The 21,052-nt window shown below is 35.5% G+C and carries 21 protein-coding genes; 17 read left to right on the top strand and 4 right to left on the bottom strand.

The annotated features are described in order from the left end of the window. Positions 1-2: 2 nt before the first annotated feature. From ACTSKG_RS17385 to ACTSKG_RS17400, 4 genes are all read left to right on the top strand, one after another. The gene (locus ACTSKG_RS17385; protein WP_464755786.1) at positions 3-1,724 is read left to right on the top strand and encodes a phospho-sugar mutase; all 1,722 of its coding nucleotides are present in this window, start codon (positions 3-5) and stop codon (positions 1,722-1,724) included. A gap of 514 nt (positions 1,725-2,238) precedes the next feature. Then, the gene (locus ACTSKG_RS17390; protein WP_464755787.1) at positions 2,239-3,354 is read left to right on the top strand and encodes a GAF domain-containing sensor histidine kinase; all 1,116 of its coding nucleotides are present in this window, start codon (positions 2,239-2,241) and stop codon (positions 3,352-3,354) included. Positions 3,355-3,365: 11 nt separating this feature from the next. Beyond that, on the top strand, positions 3,366-4,013 hold the full coding sequence (locus tag ACTSKG_RS17395) for a response regulator (RefSeq protein WP_464755789.1): 648 nt from the start codon (positions 3,366-3,368) through the stop codon (positions 4,011-4,013). A 7-nt stretch (positions 4,014-4,020) separates the two neighbouring features. Further along, positions 4,021-4,203 (top strand): hypothetical protein, encoded by a 183-nt coding sequence (locus ACTSKG_RS17400; RefSeq protein ID WP_464755790.1) that lies wholly within the window; start codon positions 4,021-4,023, stop codon positions 4,201-4,203. Here ACTSKG_RS17400 and ACTSKG_RS17405 read toward each other — a convergent pair. Both ACTSKG_RS17405 and ACTSKG_RS17410 read right to left on the bottom strand, forming a co-directional pair. Further along, a complete protein-coding gene (locus ACTSKG_RS17405; RefSeq protein WP_464755791.1) occupies positions 4,182-5,060 on the bottom strand; it encodes a cation diffusion facilitator family transporter in 879 nt (292 codons plus the stop codon). The two genes, ACTSKG_RS17400 and ACTSKG_RS17405, sit on opposite strands and share 22 nt — an antisense overlap. A 69-nt stretch (positions 5,061-5,129) precedes the next feature. Continuing rightward, positions 5,130-6,470 carry a hemolysin family protein gene (locus ACTSKG_RS17410; protein ID WP_464755792.1) on the bottom strand — a complete coding sequence of 447 codons (1,341 nt, stop codon included), beginning with the start codon at positions 6,468-6,470 and terminating at the stop codon, positions 5,130-5,132. Between the two features lie 259 nt (positions 6,471-6,729). On the opposite strand from ACTSKG_RS17410, the gene chrA reads away from it, so the two are divergent. From chrA to ACTSKG_RS17445, 7 genes are all read left to right on the top strand, one after another. Beyond that, complete coding sequence (gene chrA / locus ACTSKG_RS17415) at positions 6,730-7,863, top strand: chromate efflux transporter (protein ID WP_464758056.1); 1,134 nt, start codon at positions 6,730-6,732, stop codon at positions 7,861-7,863. Between the two features lie 468 nt (positions 7,864-8,331). Further along, positions 8,332-10,074: an ABC transporter ATP-binding protein gene (locus ACTSKG_RS17420; RefSeq protein WP_464755793.1), complete on the top strand. Its 1,743-nt coding sequence runs from the start codon at positions 8,332-8,334 to the stop codon at positions 10,072-10,074. Next, complete coding sequence (locus ACTSKG_RS17425; protein WP_464755794.1) at positions 10,071-11,810, top strand: ABC transporter ATP-binding protein; 1,740 nt, start codon at positions 10,071-10,073, stop codon at positions 11,808-11,810. The genes ACTSKG_RS17420 and ACTSKG_RS17425 overlap by 4 nt, the downstream gene beginning before the upstream one ends. Before the next feature lie 528 nt (positions 11,811-12,338). Further along, entirely contained in the window at positions 12,339-12,578 is a 240-nt protein-coding gene (locus tag ACTSKG_RS17430; RefSeq protein ID WP_121445920.1) for a helix-turn-helix domain-containing protein, read from the top strand. Beyond that, a complete protein-coding gene (locus ACTSKG_RS17435) occupies positions 12,568-12,918 on the top strand; it encodes a DUF2178 domain-containing protein (RefSeq protein WP_464755795.1) in 351 nt (116 codons plus the stop codon). Before ACTSKG_RS17430 ends, ACTSKG_RS17435 begins: the two co-directional genes overlap by 11 nt. Before the next feature lie 457 nt (positions 12,919-13,375). After that, positions 13,376-14,623 (top strand): MFS transporter, encoded by a 1,248-nt coding sequence (locus tag ACTSKG_RS17440; protein ID WP_464755796.1) that lies wholly within the window; start codon positions 13,376-13,378, stop codon positions 14,621-14,623. A gap of 317 nt (positions 14,624-14,940) precedes the next feature. Beyond that, positions 14,941-15,393, top strand: a complete 453-nt coding sequence (locus ACTSKG_RS17445; RefSeq protein ID WP_464755797.1) for a hypothetical protein — start codon at positions 14,941-14,943, stop codon at positions 15,391-15,393. A 490-nt stretch (positions 15,394-15,883) separates the two neighbouring features. Here the strand turns inward: ACTSKG_RS17445 and ACTSKG_RS17450 are convergent, their stop codons facing one another. After that, positions 15,884-16,087, bottom strand: a complete 204-nt coding sequence (locus tag ACTSKG_RS17450) for a YheE family protein (protein WP_464755798.1) — start codon at positions 16,085-16,087, stop codon at positions 15,884-15,886. 72 nt (positions 16,088-16,159) lie between these two features. Between ACTSKG_RS17450 and ACTSKG_RS17455 the strand changes: the two genes are divergently transcribed. The 6 genes from ACTSKG_RS17455 to ACTSKG_RS17480 all read left to right on the top strand — a co-directional run bounded on the left by ACTSKG_RS17455 (position 16,160) and on the right by ACTSKG_RS17480 (position 20,761). Next, positions 16,160-16,549: a ferritin-like domain-containing protein gene (locus tag ACTSKG_RS17455; RefSeq protein ID WP_464755799.1), complete on the top strand. Its 390-nt coding sequence runs from the start codon at positions 16,160-16,162 to the stop codon at positions 16,547-16,549. 66 nt (positions 16,550-16,615) lie between these two features. After that, positions 16,616-17,758 (top strand): DUF445 domain-containing protein, encoded by a 1,143-nt coding sequence (locus ACTSKG_RS17460; RefSeq protein ID WP_464755800.1) that lies wholly within the window; start codon positions 16,616-16,618, stop codon positions 17,756-17,758. A gap of 15 nt (positions 17,759-17,773) precedes the next feature. Next, the gene (locus ACTSKG_RS17465; RefSeq protein WP_464755801.1) at positions 17,774-18,118 is read left to right on the top strand and encodes a YlbF family regulator; all 345 of its coding nucleotides are present in this window, start codon (positions 17,774-17,776) and stop codon (positions 18,116-18,118) included. Positions 18,119-18,236: 118 nt separating this feature from the next. Continuing rightward, positions 18,237-19,016 carry an enoyl-CoA hydratase gene (locus ACTSKG_RS17470; RefSeq protein WP_464755802.1) on the top strand — a complete coding sequence of 260 codons (780 nt, stop codon included), beginning with the start codon at positions 18,237-18,239 and terminating at the stop codon, positions 19,014-19,016. A gap of 181 nt (positions 19,017-19,197) precedes the next feature. Next, positions 19,198-19,758, top strand: a complete 561-nt coding sequence (locus ACTSKG_RS17475; RefSeq protein WP_464755803.1) for a sigma-70 family RNA polymerase sigma factor — start codon at positions 19,198-19,200, stop codon at positions 19,756-19,758. Further along, positions 19,745-20,761: an anti sigma factor C-terminal domain-containing protein gene (locus tag ACTSKG_RS17480; RefSeq protein ID WP_464755804.1), complete on the top strand. Its 1,017-nt coding sequence runs from the start codon at positions 19,745-19,747 to the stop codon at positions 20,759-20,761. Before ACTSKG_RS17475 ends, ACTSKG_RS17480 begins: the two co-directional genes overlap by 14 nt. A 74-nt stretch (positions 20,762-20,835) precedes the next feature. Here ACTSKG_RS17480 and ACTSKG_RS17485 read toward each other — a convergent pair whose 3' ends face one another. After that, positions 20,836-21,021 (bottom strand): YhzD family protein, encoded by a 186-nt coding sequence (locus tag ACTSKG_RS17485; protein ID WP_464755805.1) that lies wholly within the window; start codon positions 21,019-21,021, stop codon positions 20,836-20,838. Positions 21,022-21,052: the final 31 nt, after the last annotated feature.

The following is a 21,052-nucleotide window of genomic DNA, read 5'->3' on the forward strand; positions in this document are numbered from 1 at the left end:
AAATGTCATATAAACAGTTATTCGAACAATGGAATAGCTTCTCTGAATTAGAGCCTATTTGGAAAGAGGATCTTGAGTTATTAGCAGAAGATGAGAAACGCCTGGAGGATGCATTTTACCGTGATTTGGAGTTTGGAACTGGCGGAATGCGAGGGGAAATTGGAGCTGGAACGAATCGTATGAATACGTATACGATTCGTAAAGCTACCTCCGGATTAGCTGGATATATAAAAGCAGCAGGAGCGAATGCGATGAGTCGTGGAGTAGTCATTGCTTACGATAGCCGTAGATTTTCTCCAGAGTTTGCACGTGAAGCAGCAAATACATTAGCTTCTAATGGCATTAAAGCTTATTTATATAACGAGCCTAGAACGACTCCACAGTTGTCTTACTCGGTTCGCAAGCTACATGCATTCATGGGAATTGTTATTACGGCAAGTCATAATCCTCCTGAATACAATGGATATAAAGTATACGGAGAAGACGGTGCCCAGTTAAATTTGAGCGATGCAGATGAAGTTATTTATTATGTCAATAAAGCTGGGAATGCTCTCCAAATAAAACTTAACGCTATCGACGAAAGACTTATTATATATTTAGATGAAGAAATAGATAAAGCTTATATGAATGAATTGAAAACAGTGCAAGAAAATCCGACCCTTGCTGCTACTACTGAATTAAAAGTAGTATTTACTCCACTACACGGGGCATCCGGTCACAGTGTGAGCCAAATATTAAGTGAGTGCGGCTATAAACATATCCATTATGTAGAAGAACAAATGGAGCCAAATGGAGAATTCCCTACAGTGAATTCTCCAAATCCCGAAGAACATAGTGCTTTTGAATATGCCATTCAATATGGTGAAAAATACGATGCCGACATTCTAGTTGCTGCAGATCCTGACGGAGACCGTGTTGGACTAGCAGTGAAAACTGAAGAAGGATATAAGCTTTTAACTGGCAATCAAACAGGTGCTATTTTAATCGAATATTTATTAACACAAAGAAAAGAAAAAGGTGAAATGCCCGCTAGAGGTCGTGTTTTTAAAACGATAGTAACATCTGATTTAGGAAGAGTTATTGCAGAGTATCATGGTGCAAGTACAGAAGATGTATTGACCGGTTTTAAATTTATTGGTGAAAAGATTAAGCAATATGAAGAATCAAAAGAATATGAGTTTTTATTTGGCTATGAAGAAAGTTATGGCTATTTAGTAAAAAGCTTTGCTAGAGATAAAGATGCAATACAAAGTGTACTCGCGATAGTTGAAGCTGCTGCTTACTATAAAGAGCAAGGATTGACTCTAGTTAATGTTTTACATGCCCTATACGAAAGACATGGCTATTATTTAGAAGGACTAGTATCTGTCACGAAAAAAGGTGTAAGTGGATCAAATGCTATTAAAAGCTTACTAGAACAAATTCGTTTAAATCAAATATCTGAAATTGCAGGAGTAACTGTACTATCACATGAGGATTATTTATCTTCTCTGCGAACGTTTACAGATGGTCGAGAAGCGGAGCAGCTTTTGTTACCAAAATCGAATGTGATCAAATACTTCTTAGCTGATGGTTCATGGGTATGTGTAAGACCAAGCGGAACGGAACCGAAGATTAAATATTATTTCGGTGTGACAAGTGAGTCCGAGGCGGAAAGCATTGAAAAGCTACAAACATTAAAAATTGCATTTACTACCGAAATGAATAGATATTTAAAAGAATGAATGATGAAATCCGGGAAAGAGGTATAGTTACTCTCCCGGATTTTTTTTCAGCCAAAAGTATGATGCCTAGTTTTTACAGTCATGTAACAATAGATGTAAGATGAAATACATAGGAATGCCAAATAATTTAGAAAAACGTTGAATCGGCTCCCTTTCCGCGGGCGTTGCTTTAGCCTCCTCGCTTCGCTCCGGGGTCTTCAGCTAACGCTATTCCCGCTGGAGTGTCGCCTTTTTCAACGATTTTCTAATTAGAGTGCAATAATAGATAAAGTTTCCATTCTATTTTTTCGAGAACTTTGAAATATATTAAGTAGTGGAAGGCGGCGACTCCAGCGGGAAAAGCGTGTCCAGGTGAGACCCCGCAGGAGCTTGCGACGAGGAGGCTCACGGACCGCCCGCGGAAAGCGTCCGCCTGTAACGGTAACCACCATTATAAGCTAACATAGCCATTAGTAAATTTATTTAAAATTACATTTTTTCTGTACCCTTACCACATAAATGGAGGAATTTTTACATGCAATCGAACGAACTCTCTAACATAGAGTTATTGAAGGAAATTGCAGAATTTCTAAATGAAGAAACAGATATGGAACAAATGCTGCAAGGAGCACTTCAAAAGTTATTAGAAGGAACTGTTTTTGAGACAGGATGGATTTTCTTTATCGATAAAAGAGGAAAGCAACAGCTTATTTCACATAAAAACTTGCCGAATGCACTTAAGCAAAATGATTGCAGGCATTTGCAAAAAGGTGGATGTTGGTGTGTTTCTAGATTTCAAAATGGAGATTTGAAAAAGGCATCTAATATTATTGAGTGTAAACGAATTGTTAACGCACAAAAGAAGAAAAATGAAGCTACGGATGGAATCACGCATCATGCAACAGTTCCTCTACAATCTGGGCATGAGAGTTTTGGTCTTTTGAATGTTGCCACGCCAAATACGATTCGATTTTCAGAAGGTGAACTTGCATTACTCGAGTCCGTTGCATTTCAAATTGGATCTGCTATTAAGCGAATATATTTGACGAAACAAGAACAACAAGTTGCGCTAGCGCAGGAAAGAAATCGCTTAGCACGTGACTTGCATGACTCCGTCAATCAATTATTATTTTCGGTCACTTTAACTGCTCGTGGAGGAGTTGAAATGACGGAGCAGCAAGAAATTAAGGACACATTTAAAGAAATACAATATTTAACACAAGATGCTTTAACTGAAATGCGCGCACTTATTTGGCAACTGCGTCCGAAAGGGTTAGAAACAGGAATAATTGAAGGCATTAAAGGTTACGGCGATATATTAGGATTAACACTTAATGTTAATGTGAAAGGAGTCATAAACTTACCTGCAAGTATTGAAGAAACGTTATTTCGCATTGCACAGGAAGCATTAAACAATATCCGTAAGCATTCTGGTGTGTTAAAAGCAGAGCTTTATTTAACGGTTACTCCTACAGATGTATTGTTAGTGATAAAAGATGAAGGTTGTGGATTTCATATGAATGAATCGAAGAAATTACCTTCTATTGGTTTACAAAGCATGCGGGACCGAGCGCATTCCATTGGAGGATCGGTTGATTGGGTGACGGAATGGAATAAAGGAACGGAAATTTTAGTACGGTTACCTTATTAGGAGGGATTTACATGATTCGAGTATTAATTGCAGACGATCATCATGTAGTAAGAAGAGGTTTAATGTTCTTTTTAAAGACCCAAAAAGATATGGACATTATCGGGGAAGCGAAGAATGGAAAAGAAGCAGTAGAAATGACAGAGACCCTAAAGCCAGATGTAATATTAATGGATCTTGTTATGCCTGAAATGGATGGTATCCAAGCAACGAAGCGTATAAAAACAAAATATCCAGAAATTCAAATATTAATGCTTACAAGCTTTTCTGATCGGGATCACGTTATACCAGCATTGAGAGCTGGAGCAGCAGGTTATCAATTAAAAGACATTGAACCAGATGATTTAGCAGAAGCTATTCGTAAATTAATGCGAGGGGAAAATACATTACATCCAGATGCAACAACACAACTGCAAAAGGAATATGAACCAGTCGAATTATTACCACATGAAGAATTTTCCTTAACACCAAGAGAACAAGACGTGTTGTCAGAACTGACAAAAGGAAAAAGTAACCGTGAAATAGCATCGTCTTTATTCGTAACAGAAAAAACAGTGAAAACACATATATCTAACATATTTGCTAAGCTACAAGTACAAGATCGAACCCAAGCTGCTCTATATGCAGTAAAACATGGGCTAACAGAGCCAAGCGGGCAATAAAAACACGGTGAGCCGCAGTCATGATGCGGTGCACTGTGTTTTTTGTTATGAGAAATGGGGAATCGATCAATCATTCACGATAATCGATCAATCACTCCAAACAATCGATCAATCTTTCACGATAATCGATCAATCATTCCAAACAATCGATCAATCATCGAAAATCCATCACGATTTTTTCTCAAAGTGAGGCTCGATATGCACTTGAACAACCGAAAAAGGTTTTACTTTCATAATGTTTCTCTCAATTTCTTCGGTTATTCGGTGACTTTCAATTACATTTAGATTAGGGTCTACTGTAACAGTTAAATCAATAAGCATTAAATTTCCATGCATTCTTCCTTTAAAATCCTTTAAAGTTTCCACTCCGTGTATAAGCTTTACAACAGTCGACAGAGACTCAACTTCTTCCACATTAAATCCATCCGATAATGTATATGCTGCTTCATGAAAAATGTTATAAGCTGTCACCATAATAATAATTCCTACTATTAAAGCAGTTACACCATCTAGTATTGGAAATCCTAACATAGAACCAACGATACCAATAGTTGCGCCTATACTTACAAGTGCATCTGAACGATTGTCGTATGCGGCTGCTTTTAATGCAGAACTATTAATACGAGTACCTAATTTCAAATTGTATTTATAAACAACATACATAACTAGGGCGCTTATAAATCCTACAATCGCAGTGAAGTTAGAAGGAACCTGTTCAATTGGATTTGCTAGATGTTGTACGGCTTGAATAATTACTTGGATACCAATCGCTGCCATAATAAATGCAGCAATTAAGGAAGCGATGGTTTCTGCCCGTAAATGACCATATTGATGCTGAGCATCCGGTGGTTTTTGTGAAATTCTTAGGCCAATTAATATTGCAAGAGAGGAAATAATATCCGTAAAATTATTTAAACCATCCGCTTTTAAAGCTTCAGAGGAACCAAGAAAACCTACAATTAGCTTAAATGCACTTAACAAGAAGTAAATACAAATACTAACCCAAGCACCTTTTTCCCCTTCACGTAAATTTGTATAAAGTTCCAAAGTGTTTCCTCCTCGCAACATATTTAGGCATATGAAAACGACTCCCAGTATGGGAGTCGCTATCTATTATTATTCATTTAATGAATCTTCATCTAAGTTTTCTTCGGAAGGAGCAATTTTTATGATTTCTAGGTATTGAATATGATGTCCGTCAATATCTTTAATCATAAATTCAAAGCCTTGTTCGATTATTTTCTCACCTTTTACAGCATCAAAGCTTTTAGTCATAAACCAACCGCCAATTGTATCAATGTCCTCTTCGTCAATGTTAATGCTTAGAAGGTTATTCACATTTTCAATCAACATTTTTGCATCTACAATATAATGGTTTTCTCCGACTTTTTGAACTTCTGGAAGTTCGTCTGTATCAAATTCGTCTCGAATATCGCCGACAATTTCTTCGATAATATCTTCTATGGTAACAAGTCCAGAAGTACCACCATATTCGTCCATTAAAATAGCCATATGAATTCTTTCACGTTGAATCTTAAGTAATAAATCAGCGATAGGCATCGTTTCAATTACGCGGATAATCGGTTGCATATAATCACTCACTGGAGTTGTGGCATTCTCAGGATTTTTTATATAAGCAGTTAATAAGTTCTTCATATTAACAAGTCCAATAATGTGATCTTTATCGCCATCTGTAACTGGATATCGTGTATATTGTTCCACACCTATTAGTTCAAATACCTCATTTAATGTAAAATCTTTATCAATTGAAATAATTTCAGTTCTAGGAACCATTATTTCTTTTGCTATTCGATCATCAAATTCAAAAATTTTATTAACATATTTGTATTCGGCTTGATTAATTTCTCCACCTTTAAAACTTTCGGAAAGAATCATACGAAGTTCTTCTTCTGAATGGGCTACTTCTGATTCTGATACCGATTTTAAACCAAATACACGAACCGCTAGGAAACGTGCAGAGCCATTCATACCTCTGATAACTGGGTACATTACATGATCAAAAATAATTAAAGGTTTAGCAACAGCTAGTGCTATTTCCTCCGCTTTTTGAATAGCAAATGTTTTTGGAGTTAATTCCCCAACTACTACATGTATAAAGGTTACGAGTGAAAATGCAATGATAAATGAAAGTACTGAGGTAATACTCTCTGGAAGAACAAAAAATTCAAAAACTGGATGTAGTAATGCTTCTATGGTCGGTTCACCAAGCCACCCTAATCCTAAAGCAGTAATTGTGATACCGAGCTGACAAGCGGATAAATATTCATCCAGATTGGAAACAAGTTTTTTTGCATTTAACGCATTCTGGTTCCCTTCAGCAATAAGCTGATCAATTCTAGTCGTTCTTACTTTAACAATTGCAAATTCACTTGCAACGAAAAATGCAGTGAATGCGATTAAGACAGCAAATGCTGTCAATCGTATGGCTATGTCCAAATAATTACTTTGTTCCTAACCCAAATGGGGGGTAGAACAAAGTGTACACCTCCTGTTTTCTAAAAAATAGTTTATAGTTTTAATAATAAAATAATGCAAAGTAAAATACAAATCTTTCTGCTTACAATGGATATTTTTACATTACAACTCTTTATACAGTGAAATTTACAAAAACTTAAAACGAAGTTTACTAGTTTTGTATGATAATAAAAGAGATAGGATGGTGGGAAAATAATTGGAAAACAAATATGTTGAAATAATGAAAGCGGCAGTAAAACTTGGTCTAACATCATTTGGGGGTCCCACTGCTCATATTGGCTATTTCCGAGAAGAATATGTGAAGAAACGTAATTGGTTGGATGATAAATTATACGCTGACATTGTGGCTTTATGTCAGTTTTTACCCGGTCCTGCATCCTCTCAAGTAGGAATTTCGATTGGTATATTAAGAGGGGGATTATTAGGGGGGATTATTTCATGGCTAGGATTTACGATACCATCTGTCATAATTCTTATGTTATTTGCGATGTTTATAAGTTCTACTGGTTCATTTGATAGTGGGTGGATTCAAGGACTGAAAATTGTCGCAGTAGCGGTTGTTGCACATGCATTAATAGGAATGCAAAGGTCTCTTGCACCAGATCGTATGAGAATTTCCATTGCTATTGTTTGTGCCATATGCAACTTACTCATTCCTACTGTAGTAGGACAAATTGGAATTATTATTGCTGCAGGTTTGTTTGGATATTTTCATTATAAAAAAGAAACTGTAGAACCTGTACCTAAAATGTCACTCACTTTTGGTAAAAAAACTGGAATTATTAGTTGGATAATATTTTTTACCTTACTTATTTTATTACCAATTTTAAAGCCTTTTTTAAAATCGGATTACTTTTCCATGTTTGATATTTATTATCGTGTAGGTTCTATCGTATTTGGTGGAGGTCATGTAGTTTTACCAATTCTTCAGCGGGAAGTGAATATTTCATCGGATGTGTTTCTTGCTGGATACGGATTAACTCAAGCTGTTCCTGGACCACTCTTTACGATTGCAGGTTTTTTAGGACAAGTTACAGAAGGCGCTATAGGTGTTTTCATTGCAGTTATAGCAATATTTTTACCTTCTTTTTTGTTAGTAATTGGGACACTCCCTTTCTGGTCACATATTCGCTCCAAAAGAGGAATTCAAGCAGCATTAAAAGGTGTTAACGCTTCAGTAGTAGGAATATTACTTGCTGCATTATATAACCCAGTTTTCACAAGTGCCGTGAAAACTCCCGCAGACTTTGTCATAGTACTAATAACATTTACACTACTTAATGTGTATAAATGGGCACCTTTTAAAATAGTATTAATAAGTGCATTACTTGGAGCAGTGATGCATATCATATAACTTAATTTGGTTAAACATGGAGAAATTTTTCTTGGTAGTTGAACGAAGGAAGGAAATAAGCAATAACGAATTTGAAATTATTCCTTTTTTCAAAAAGTATTGACAATGGAAATTTCCATGTGCTAATGTTAAGGGACACTAAATAAAAAAGAAATGGAGGTATGAAAAAATGATTCGTTTAAAAGAAATAGCAAACAATTTAATAATTTCTTCATACCTACCATTTGACGTAAAATGATTGTTGAATAGACTTTTCTGGAAATGATTTTGTCTATTTTAAAGCACATTACCGTAATATGGGTAATGTGCTTTTTTGCGTTCATTCGCTTCCAAAATTTGGTGTTAATATTAGGTGAAGGAGTGTTGAATATGAGTATTCAGCGAACAAGACAAATTTTATTAAAGGAATCTTTAGAAGGTGGATAGCGAAGTCACACATAGAGAGAAAGAAGAAATGAGGGGTAGAGAATGTTTTCTGTATTATTTAAATTGAAATGGTTTTTTAAAGATCATTGGAAGCGATATACTGTCGCTGTAAGTTTACTAATTGTAGCAAGTGCATTTGAAGTGTTACCACCATGGATAGTAGGTGGAGCAATTGATACAATCACGATGGGAAAAATGACAAGTGAATCATTAATGCAATATGTATTATATTTTGTAGGAATTATTATTGTCGGTTATGGATTGAATTTTGTATGGCAATATCAATTATTTGGTGGCTCCATTACGATTGAACGTATTTTACGATCAAAGTTAAATCGAAAATTTTTGAACATGACACCAACTTTTTATGAAAAAAATCGTACGGGAGATTTAATGGCTCGTGCAACGAACGATTTAAATGCAGTTGCAACAACGGCTGGCTTTGGAATTATGACGTTAATTGATTCAACCATGTATATGGCTGCACTTATACTTGCCATGGGTTTCATTATTTCATGGAAATTAACTATTTTCGCAATCTTACCTATACCGATACTTGCATTTATCATGCAATATTTAGGTAAAATCATTCACGAAAAATATATGGTTTCACAAGATGCATTTGGTGATTTAAATGACCGAGTATTAGAATCGATTGCTGGTGTCCGAGTTATTCGGGCTTACGTGCAAGAACGAGCAGATGAAAAGAAATTTGCTGATATGAGCGAAGAAGTGTATCAAAAAAATATGGTTGTGGAACGAATTGATGCCCTGTTTGGTCCAATTACAAAAGTTGGAACTGGTATCAGTTATGTAGTAGCACTAGGATATGGTGCTTATCTGGTTTCAAGAGGCGAAATGACCGTTGGGAATTTAATCACTTTTAATGTTTACTTAGGTATGGCTATTTGGCCAATGTTTGCTATTGGGGAATTAATAAACGTTATGCAACGTGGAAATGCTTCGCTAGATCGTGTGCAAGAAACACTAGATTATGAGGCAGACGTTAAAGATCCTGTTAGTCCAGTTCACTTAAAGGATGTTACATCAATTGGATTTGAAGAGGTTGGATTCCAATATCCTTTATCTCAAGTAAAAAATCTTCAAAATCTTCGAGTGAACCTTCAAAAAGGTCAAACCCTTGGGATTGTTGGGAAAACTGGTTCAGGAAAAACAACCTTTATGAAGCAATTATTAAAGGAATATCCAATTGGGGCTGGTCAACTAACAATTGGAGATATCGCAATATCGGATCAAACAAAAGATCAAGTTTTAGAATGGATTGGATACGTTCCACAAGATCATGTTTTATTCTCTAGAACTATCCGCCAAAATATTCTTTTTGGGAAAGAGGATGCGACGGAAGAGGACCTAGAAGAAGCAATTCGACTAGCTCATTTCCAAAAAGACTTGATGAACTTACCGATGGGATTAGAAACATTAGTAGGAGAAAAAGGTGTCTCTTTATCTGGCGGGCAAAAACAACGTGTTTCAATTGCTCGGGCACTTATTAAAAATCCTGAAATTTTACTTTTAGATGATTCGCTTTCTGCAGTAGATGCAAAAACGGAAGCGAAGATTATTGAAAATATACAAAATGAACGTAGTGGTAAGACAACAATTATTACGACGCATCGATTGTCTGGAATTCAACATGCTGACCATATTATTGTTTTAGATGAGGGACTAATTGTGGAAGAAGGTACACATGAAGAACTTCTTTGTCAAAATGGTTGGTATAAAGAGCAATACGATCGTCAACAGCTTGAGGGGGTGTCGTCATGAGTACAGGAAAACGACTCTACCATTATGCGTTATTTTATAAAAAACCAATTATCCTTGGTTTAATCTTTTTAACGATTGCAGTGTTTGCAGATTTAACCGGTCCATTCATTGCAAAGAGAATTATCGACCAGCATATTACAGATGGATCTATTGATCTACAGCCAATATTAATACTATTAGGTGTGTTTTTTAGCTTAACTATTGTAACTGCAGTTTTTAGATATTTTATGTTTATTAATCTACAGGTTGGTGCAAACCGCATTGTACAAAAGCTACGAAATGATGTATTTCAACATATACAAACATTGCCAATACAGTATTTTGATAACTTACCTGCTGGTAAAGTAGTAGCACGTGTAACAAATGATACAGAAGCAATTCGTAATTTATATGTGCAAGTATTATCACAGTTTGCGACTAGTATTATTTCTATTACAGGTGTTTATGTGGCACTGTTCATATTAAATGCGAAAATGGCTGCAATGGCACTATTTGTTGTTCCAATCGTATATGTTTGGATGATTGGATATCGAAAATATGCTTCAAAATATAATCATATTGTTCGAACAAAAATTGCTGATTTAAATGCGATGTTGAATGAATCGATCCAAGGGATGTCAATTATTCAAGCGTTTAAACGAGAGAAGCAAATGGAACATGAATTTGCAGAAATGAATGAAGAGCATTACCGCTATCAGAAAAAATTACTTATGCTTGATTCGGCTACGGCTTTTAACTTAGTTAGTGTACTTCGCTCAATCATGTTTATAATGTTTATCTGGTATTTTGGAAGCCAGTCAATGGAACCGAATGCAATTGTTTCAGCTGGTATGCTCTATGCATTCGTAGATTATACGACTCGATTATTTAATCCTATTACAGGAATTGTTAATCAATTCTCTCAACTAGAGAGATCACTTGTTGCAGGAAATCGTGTATTCGGTTTACTTGATGAATCAGGAGAAACAGTGAAAGATGAACGGATGGATCGATACGAAGGAAATGTAGAGTTTCAAAATGTTTCTTTTGCTTACAAGGAAAAAGAATATGTCTTGAAAAATTTAAACTTTGTAGCAAATAAAGGAGAGACGGTGGCACTCGTTGGTCACACTGGTTCTGGTAAAAGCTCGATTATGAACCTATTGTTCCGTTTCTATGACCCAACAAAAGGAAAAATTTTAATTGATGGCATTGATATTACGACACTGCCAAGACAAACAATTCGAGATCATATGGGAATTGTATTACAAGATCCGTATTTATTCTCCGGAACAATTGAATCGAACGTAAGCCTAAATGATCCAAGAATTTCCCGGGAGAAAGTAGAAGCTGCTTTGGAAGCAGTTGGTGGCGAACGTGTGTTGAAAAATCTTGAAAAAGGATTGGATGAACCAGTTATTGAAAAGGGAAGCACATTATCTTCTGGTCAAAGACAATTAGTTTCATTTGCAAGAGCACTTGCATTCGATCCGGCCATTCTTATTTTAGATGAAGCTACATCTAATATTGATACGGAAACGGAAGAAATAATTCAGCATGCAATGGATGTATTAAAAAAAGGAAGAACTACGTTTATCATTGCACATCGACTTTCTACTATTAAAAATGCAGATCGTATTTTAGTATTAGATCGTGGAGAAATCGTTGAGAGTGGTACTCATGACGAGTTGTTACAGCTACAAGGACGCTATGAGCAAATGTATAAATTACAAGCAGGAGTACCTCAAAACGTGTAATACGTTTAGGGGTATTCCCTTTTTTTATAGGTAGCATATATATTTTTATGCAGGAATAGGCGGATTTCCGTTTCAGGTGGACGAATTCCGCGGGGTGAGCGATGAACCATCACCGCCGCTTAAGCGTCCGTTGTGATGTTTCAACTTTCTGACAGAGGAACAAAGGCTAAGAGCGCTACATCGTGTGGCAACCCCTTCGTGACCAACATCCTGTTGGCCCCCGCTGGAGTCGCCACTTTTCACACCAATCCATTAAGTGAGTAGTACATAGCAAGAAGAGTCATATAGGTAATATTATTACCCGATTGCACTACTGAATATCAAGAAATGTACCACCAAAAACCATAAATTACACCAGATCGATATGTGAACCTGACGGAATCAGAATTTCGTCAGGTTCTTTCTGCATACTGACTGTTGTTAAATCAAAGTAATTTTATTAAAAATAAAGATATTTAATTATTTTGTATAAGTTTACTTTACTTTTGTAAAAAATGAATTTATAATTTGATTTAAGAGGTGATGGTCATGAAGAAAGATTTTGGTGATTCGATATCAAATAAGGTTTATGAATATCGTGTACTTGCCAGAATGTCTCAGCAAGAATTAGCAGAGAAAGTCGGGGTTTCCAAACAAACCATCTTCGTCATGGAAAAGGGAAATTATGTCCCGACTCTGCTGTTAGCTTTTCGAATTGCCGAATTTTTTAATGTTGATGTAAACGATATTTTTACTTATGAGAAAGGAAATGATCAAAATGAAAATTAAGTCTATTTCAGATATCCCTAACGCAATTTTTAACCCTTTAAAGTCTTGGGCTGAACAATCTACAGGAAATTGGAATATTCTCATTGGAGTTGGTTTTTTACTGTTCATAGGTAGTGCGATTTTTGCTTATGTATTTTATAAGAAGATTGGGCAAGACGACGAACGGACAAATAAAATCTTTTTGAAAAGCAGTTACTTTATGCTGTGGGCAATTATTCTATGTGACATGATTTTTCCTAAAGACTATATGTGGAACATTTTTTTCTTGTTCAAATATGCGTTAGCAATTTTAGCTGGTGGAATTTACATGGCTATCCAATATAAAAAGGATTTGTCGTAGGAGAAAGAACGCGGATCAACCCACTCCAAAAGAAATTCGAGATCAGCAGATTGGTGACTTGTGCAAACAACTAAGCTTATGATATTCAGTGGTGCATTTCACGATATAGTAGCGAAGTCGCGGACGAAATTGCATCTTCGTCCGCTTTTAAATGTGTATGAAAGGATTTATTCTCTCATTATCCAAACCTAATGCATTATGTCTTTTCCTATTGCAAGAAGGCGTCGGACAAACACCCGCCACAAGATTACCGAAAAAGGCTCGTGAAGTGACGATGTCACTTCACGAGCCAAATTACTACGATAATAGTGTATTTGAGGTTTAGTCCAAAGCACTCTAGAAATAGAGAAGATAAGATGAACTTAAAAAACTTTCTCTTTTCTAAATTTTCTTGAGTTTTTCTGACGGACATCGTATATTTAGAGAGTCGAAATAAAAGTAACGGAAGAGGAACCATATGATGCAGTGGCTACAAAACTGGAAATCAAATATTACTTCATTTAATAAAAACATTCGCTTATTTATGCTGGCAAACATTCTCATTCAAATTGGAATGGGCGTTTTTTCAGTTATGTATAATTTGTATATTAAAGAGCTTGGATTTCCAGAAACGGTAAATGGGAACGTAATCTCTATGACGTCACTTGCTACTGCTATTATGTTAATACCTGCAGGGTTTTTAAGTGATCGATTTGGTCGAAAAGGTATGATTATTCTTGGAACAATTGTGACGGTCTTAACATTATTTTATCGAAGTGTAGAAGTAGGAGAAAACGCACTTATATATGCTGCTTTTTTTACAGGTCTTTTTATGGCACTCGTTCAAGTATCTGGTGTCCCATTTCTTGCTGAAAATTCGAACGCTAGTGAACGTATGCATTTGTTTAGTATTCATTTTTCTTTAATGACGATTGCAAGTGTCGTAGGGAGTTTAGGTGGAGGCGTGATAGCAGATGCTTTACATTTCTACGCGGGTATGTCTGTACAAGATTCGATTAAGTGGGTATTAATCTTTGGGACCTTTATTTTCGCTTTAGGATTATTTCCTTTATTTCAATTAAAGCCCACAGTGAAAGTGGAGGAAATTACAACAGTAATAGAGAAAGAAATACCAAGCAATTTCAAACGTAATATTACGGTTATAGTACTCTTTGGATTTGCAAATTTGCTTATCGGTACGGGATCAGGTTTAGTGATTCCTTATTTAAATTTATATTTTTCGAATCGGTTTGATGCTTCTAACTCTTACGTTGGTTTAATATTATCTTTGGGATCTGGAATGACAGCAGTTGCAATGCTTATGGGGCCAGCGCTCGTAAAAAAGGTTGGTCAAGTTCGTGCACTTGTTATTTTTCAACTTCTTTCGATTCCATTTTTATTTCTAACTGGTTATACCACTTCTCTTGTTGTAGCTTCAATCGGATTTTTACTACGACAAGCATTAATGAATGCTGGGAACCCGATTCAAAGTGCCATTGCAATGGATCTAGTTCACGATAAATATAAAGGACTCGCAAACTCGGTAAACCAAATGGTATTCAATTTAGGATGGGCTACAATGGGACCCGTATCAACAGGACTGGTGATGGCATATGGGTTTTACTGGGGTTATGCGTATACGTTTACAATAACAGGTATTTTATATATTATTGCTTCCACTTATTTTTATATTTTATTTGGAAGAAAGAAAATAGGGACTGTATAAAGAGAGCGCAAGGATTTTACTTTGCGCTTTCTTTTAAAAGTATGAAAAATTGAGTTCGGAACAAGACACTGTCCGCGGTCGAACAACCTGGCATCTTCCCATGCTTCACTTCGTTCGGGGTCTCGTCTGTCTCGCTTTTTCCGAATAGCAAATGAATAAACAATTGTAAAAAGTATGTGAAAGTATTGGTTTCACATACTTTTTTTAAAGTAAAAGGGATTTCTTTAATATATGTTGAATCACTATATGGAAAACTTAAATAAAATGTCTTTATTTAACTAAGGGGCAAGAAATAAGATAGAGAAAAGAGGGAAACATTGAAACGGAAATTATGGGGAATGGGTATTTTGTTCGCGCTCATTTTAGCTTATTTGGGGCATGAAGTATACATAAAGCTAAAAATTCAACATTTAGGAGAAGTTGCAGATGAAATAGGTATTTTAGATCTACATTCATTAAATCATATGTTTTTAGTAAAGTATCCATCAACCGATGTTTATGATACGAGGGATAAAGAGGAAGTGCAGCAATACTTAGCAAACTTTTTAGATATGAAAATTCGAACAGTGAGGAAGGTGAAAGAGACAGAAAATCATTACAAGCTGACTTTTGAAAATAAGGATGGCTATCGAATGCAATTAACGCTATATGAAAATGGCACAGGGCAAGTATCAAGTGTGTTCAAGGTGATTGGTACGACCGTGTTTATTGAAATGGAGGATGAAGCATTTACGGAGCATTTTTATCCGTTGTTTTTAAAAGCAAACTAATTTTATAATGAAAAACAATTGAATGTGGCATATGTACAAGTACGAAATGCAATAATTTATTTGTGTCTTACATAATTGGGTAGGATTGCGGAATTTTATTTTTATCTTAGTATACATTGAATCAGTGGGTAGATTATTGAGTAGGTAGAACTTGAGAAAAATAGATAGCATCCATTGATAAAGTAGCTCTGAGCGGACGAAATTGTATCTTCGTCCGCTTTTAAAATAATAGGAAAGTATCTATTCTCTCATTAACCAAAACTTACGCACCTTGTCTCTACACATTTCAAGAGGGCGACGGATAAACATCCCCCACAAGATTACCGAAAAAAATGGATCGTAAAGTGACACAGTCACTTCCCGATCCATAGCACTAACGGTAATTGTGTAGCCAAAATTCTTTTTGCGACGAGTAACCACGGAGCAAATGTTTCATCCAAAGCACTCAGGAATAGGTGATGACAAAATGCATTTTAAGGACGCGTTTTTCTTAGTCATATACATGAAATAGCATCAATTCATGAATCATTTTTTTTACTGTTTCTTCATCTGCTGGTGCTTCGCCAATCCACTTTATCGTGCCATCCGCCTCATATTCACCTGTATATCTAGTTTGTTTATAGAAGAATGAAATGGCCCAACCAGGTAATTGCTTATTTTCAAATAGAGGTTTAAAGCTAAAATGTTGTAACAAAATAATCAACCTTTCATGTGTCATAAATTGCTCGCATACATTAGTAGAAATGACTAGTGAAGGAGCATCCAATTGTTTGTTGAGAAGTTAGAAAAAGCAATCCAAAATGAATATGCTGATTATCATTACTACAAAGATATGTATAATTTAACCGATGACCCATACTGGCAAGGATTTATTCAGCATGTATATGAGGACGAGAAAAGCCATTATGAAATGTTTCAACAACTCTATTATATGCTGACGGGGACATTTGTTCAAAACTTTCAAAAACGTACTCCTTGCCTAGATTTGAAAATTTGTGCTAAAGAGGCTGTTAGAGATGAATTGGAAGGAGCAGAAGTGTACAAGGAAATGTTACTTTTAATACCTGTTCAACAAGCATATGCACCATTATTTGTCGCAATGCATGATGAAACAGAGCATGCCATCCGATTTTCTATGATGTTTAATGCGTTGTAAAATATTTTAGTGTTTGTCCTTCCTCTGCTATAATAAGTGTGAAGCTAGAGGAAAAAGGTGAAATAGATGGGGTTATTATGGACGATTGTATTTATGGCAGTAGTCGGTGCAGCTATTGGGGCAGTTACCAATCATTTAGCAATAAAAATGCTTTTTAGACCACATGAAGCAAAATATATTGGGTCTTGGCGAATTCCGTTCACACCAGGGTTAATACCAAAAAGACGTGATGAACTTGCCAAACAATTAGGAAACACAGTGATAAATCACTTATTAACTCCCGACATCTTTAAACGTAAATATTTTAATGATGAAATGCAAGATAAAACGACAAAATTAATCGTTCGTCAATTAAACGAAAAAGTTCTTCTTTCCGATAAAACTATTGAAGACTGGCTGAAGCTAGGTGGTATTGAAAACGTTTCAAGCATTGCAAATAAAAAAATCAGCGAACAAGTGGACATTCATTTCGAGCAGTTAAAAAGTCGTTTTGAACATGAAACAATTCGTCAACTAGCTCCGTTAGATTGGCAACAAAAAGCAGATAGCAAAGTAGGAGAAATAGTCACCTATATTCTTGGAAAAGGGGAAGACTTTTTTCAATCCGAAGAAGGAAAAATGACAGTAAAAAATTTAATTGATGATTTTCTTTCAACTAAAGGAACACTTGGAAGCATGATTCAAATGTTCGTTGGCGAATCTTCCTCACTTGCTGGGAAAGTGCAACCAGAAATTCTCAAATTTTTAAAATCACCTGGGACCAAAGGGATGTTAGAGAATATAGTCCGAAATGAATGGGAAAAGCTAAAAGATCGACAGATTGTGGAGATTATGGACGGTTTTGATTTTGAACCGGTTATTTCAAATATAAAGACATATTTAACAAAACAATTAGCAATTGAAGAACGATTAAGTCATAGTTTAGTTCACTATTTCCCAGAAATAACAGATTGGACGCAAACTGTACTTGTCCCAAAATTAACTTCATTTGCATTCTTAGAAGCAGAAGCAAAGCTCGAAGAAGTATTGCATAAAATGAAATTAGAAGATATGGTAAAAGAACAAGTTGATTCTTTCCCAGTTGCGCGTTTAGAAGATATCGTACTTGGTATTTCAAAACGAGAATTTAAAATGATTACTGTTTTAGGCGGAGTTCTAGGAGGTCTCATAGGAGTTGTCCAAGGATTAATCGTCTTTATTACAGGCTAAAAAGGAGCTAATAAAATGATCAATATTTATGATGATATTAATAAATTAGAAGCAACACTACGTCAAACGAATGAATTTTCTCAAGTGAAGGCAGCTGTTGAATCTGTAAAGGCTGACGCAGAGGCTTTAGCATTATTTCAAAGTTTCCGTAAAATTCAAATGTCCCTTCAAGAAAAGCAGATGAAAGGCGAGGAAATTTCCGGAGAAGAAATTGAATATGCACAAAAAACAGCTCAGCTTGCCCAAGCAAATGAGAAAATTTTTCACATGCTTCAAGCCGAAATGGCTTTAAGTCAAATAATTGAAGAAGTAAATCGCGTATTAATTAAACCCGTTCAAGAATTATATGAAGGCATTTAAATAATGAAGTATCTCCCACAAATGATTGTGGGGGATTTTTTTGTTTTAGCAGGAAAATTGTAAAGGGTGACGAATATATAAAGAATGAATACTCATTCACTTGGAAAGGAGAATAGATATGTATAAAACATTATTAGTAGAAAAAAAAGAGCGAATGGCAATTTTAACTCTAAATCGTCCCGAGGCAATGAATTCGATGAACGAAGTGATGATGAAAGAACTTGCGGATTGTTTGGAATCTATTAAAAATGACACTTCCGTTCAGGTTCTATTGATAAAAGGAGAAGGAAGGGCATTCTCTGCAGGTGGAGACATTAAAGCAATGATGGATACAGAAAGTCCATTCAATATGAATGAAGTTATGAAAGAGCTTGCTCGAATTGCAAAAACATTGTATACCCTTCCACAAATTACAATTGCTTCTGTTCACGGAGCAGCAGCGGGACTAGGGCTTAGTGTTGTACTTGGTTGCGATGTAATTATTGCAGAAGCAAGTAGTAAGCTAGCAATGAACTTTATTGGTATCGGACTTATTCCTGATGGAGGAGGGCATTTCTTCCTAAAGGAAAGAATAGGGGTACCAAAGGCAAAGCAGCTAATATGGGAAGGGGAAATATTTAAAGGAGTAGAAGCAAAGGAATTAGGATTAGTTGATAAAATCGCAACGGATGGTTTAGGCTGGTCTACAGCGTTATCTTATGCACAAGATCTACTCGAATCTCCTATTGCTGCAATGATTGCTTCAAAAGAGATTCTGCATGCTATCAAATTTAAAGAACTAGAATTGATAGTGGAAAAAGAAGCAATTAAACAAACTGCTATGCGTAATACAATAGATCATATAGAAGGAATAAATGCCTTTGTTGAAAAACGTAAACCCGAGTTTAGAGGAGAATAAGAAAATGGGGGAGATCAATGCTAGTTGGTCTCCTCTTTTTAATGGTTTATTGGGGTAAATTGAGGTTAGTTGGAAAAATTATAAGCTGAAGTAAATTCAGGGATATTATTTTTTGAAATTGATATTTAGACTGTAACAATAAGCCTAATGGAACGTTTTAAGTGGGAAGGGAGGTAGAAAGTTGAAGAAAACTAAAACTAGGCATGACGAGTTGGAAGCAGTATATTTAGCTTTCTCCAAGCCTCTCTACTTTTATTTGTTGAAACTAACTGGCTCCGACATAATGGCGGAAGAGCTTATGCAAGAAACATTTTACAGAGCAACTTTATCATTGGATTTATATGATGGTGGACAAGTGAAAAGTTGGTTATTTAAAGTAGCACGTAATGCATATATGGATGAATGGCGTAAAAAAAAAAGGTGGGGATGGGTTCCTTTTTATAATCATCTTTCCAATTCTACCGATTTTATTAGTCCTTACGGTGCTCCAGAGGATGAATTATTTGTAAAGGAAGTGGCAGATGAAGTAAAAGATATATTGGAGCTGCTCCCTGAAAATTATCGAACCATTCTTTATTTGAGAGAATATGAACAATTTACATATGAAGAACTGGCTAGGACATTAGGTATTTCTTTAGATCAAGTAAAAGTAAATTTGTACCGAGCAAGACAAAGATTTAAACAACTAGCAGAACGGTTAGGCAAAGATTTTGAAAGGGGTGGAAATGATGGAGTGGAATGATGAGAAAGCTCAACAAATTGTTGATAAACATAAGAAAAGATTTTCATGGAGGCTTTCGTTAAATATTGTACGAGTACTTATAGCTATTTTTCTTATTTATTCCGTTTATATGATTGCAATATCTATAACTTATGACAAAAGTAGTATTGGAAAACGAACAGAGTTTTATCAAAAGTTAGCAATAGACTGGACTTATCCAGGAATCTCAACTGATCTTTCTACAAGATTCTCCAATGAAATTACGCCATTTTTAACACAAAAAATAGAGTTTCCACTTGTAAAAAGAATTGGTAAGGAAGATTATGTTGTTTCACAATTAAAATTGAGAAAAACACTTATTACTGCATTTACACAAGTAGTAGTAGAGAAAACTTATCCATACAATTCAATGGAACAAGGCTTTAATTTTGATTTACCTTATAATCCAAACTCTAATCGTAAACTAGACGGAAGTGAACACCCTAGGGCTTGGGATACTTTGGAAAAAATCCACGAGGGCAATGTAGCTGAGTTGGCATTTTCTACTGAAGAGTATTTTTCTCCAAAAGAAATAGTACAGCTCTTAACCCCATATAATTTAGATATCGTTTGGATGCCTTTATATATGGGGGAAATGAAGCAATTCACAGAAGGTGGTTGGGGTGGAGGCGGTAATTCAATGAGTTTATACCCGTCCTGGGGATTGTCAGGGGCAAGAATTACTGATGCTGATTTTAATAGTAATTCTCTAACTAGAACATTGGATCTAACATCTATTGAAAATAGTCAACAAACAATGCTCGACAATATGAAAATGATGCTCAAAGGGAATAAAAAACTAGCAGAAGTACTGCTAGGCACAAATCATCTACAAGAAAGATATGATTACTTACATGAAGAAGGATTCCAAGCATACGGTGCAGTTGTTACTGGCCCGGTAAAAGAGTTATTAAAATTAAAAGAGTTAAAGGAAATTCGTAGCGTTCAATTAGGCGAAATTACTTATTGGAACTGGAATGAATAAAAGAGCACAAGGAATCATCTTGATTATAAATAAAAAATGGATGAAAACCAATTCGGTTTTCGTCCATTTGCTATTTACACATGAAATAAAATTAGCTTTCCAGCACTGTTTACTAAGCGATGTGTTGCTTCTAGCAGTCCTTTTTCTTCGATAGCCGCTTCGCCTTTTTTCTTCGCTTCGTCATCATTTTCAAATGACCAAGTCTCTTCCACAATCAGCTTCCCGGTTGGTTCAAATGCAGTAAATTTATATGTTTTCAAGAAATAACACCCCTTTATCATTCTTATTTAT

The organism is Psychrobacillus syltrankelensis, assembly GCF_055454035.1.

Excerpts from the sequence above, each read along its gene's own strand:
- ACTSKG_RS17390 (WP_464755787.1), top strand. The coding sequence starts at position 2,239 with ATGCAATCGAACGAACTCTCTAACATAGAGTTATTGAAGGAAATTGCA.
- ACTSKG_RS17395 (WP_464755789.1), top strand. The coding sequence starts at position 3,366 with ATGATTCGAGTATTAATTGCAGACGATCATCATGTAGTAAGAAGAGGT.
- ACTSKG_RS17385 (WP_464755786.1), top strand. The coding sequence starts at position 3 with ATGTCATATAAACAGTTATTCGAACAATGGAATAGCTTCTCTGAATTA.
- ACTSKG_RS17480 (WP_464755804.1), top strand. The coding sequence starts at position 19,745 with ATGGAGTGGAATGATGAGAAAGCTCAACAAATTGTTGATAAACATAAG.
- ACTSKG_RS17430 (WP_121445920.1), top strand. The coding sequence starts at position 12,339 with ATGAAGAAAGATTTTGGTGATTCGATATCAAATAAGGTTTATGAATAT.
- ACTSKG_RS17435 (WP_464755795.1), top strand. The coding sequence starts at position 12,568 with ATGAAAATTAAGTCTATTTCAGATATCCCTAACGCAATTTTTAACCCT.
- ACTSKG_RS17440 (WP_464755796.1), top strand. The coding sequence starts at position 13,376 with ATGATGCAGTGGCTACAAAACTGGAAATCAAATATTACTTCATTTAAT.
- chrA (WP_464758056.1), top strand. The coding sequence starts at position 6,730 with ATGAAAGCGGCAGTAAAACTTGGTCTAACATCATTTGGGGGTCCCACT.
- ACTSKG_RS17470 (WP_464755802.1), top strand. The coding sequence starts at position 18,237 with ATGTATAAAACATTATTAGTAGAAAAAAAAGAGCGAATGGCAATTTTA.
- ACTSKG_RS17460 (WP_464755800.1), top strand. The coding sequence starts at position 16,616 with ATGGGGTTATTATGGACGATTGTATTTATGGCAGTAGTCGGTGCAGCT.
- ACTSKG_RS17465 (WP_464755801.1), top strand. The coding sequence starts at position 17,774 with ATGATCAATATTTATGATGATATTAATAAATTAGAAGCAACACTACGT.
- ACTSKG_RS17420 (WP_464755793.1), top strand. The coding sequence starts at position 8,332 with ATGTTTTCTGTATTATTTAAATTGAAATGGTTTTTTAAAGATCATTGG.
- ACTSKG_RS17425 (WP_464755794.1), top strand. The coding sequence starts at position 10,071 with ATGAGTACAGGAAAACGACTCTACCATTATGCGTTATTTTATAAAAAA.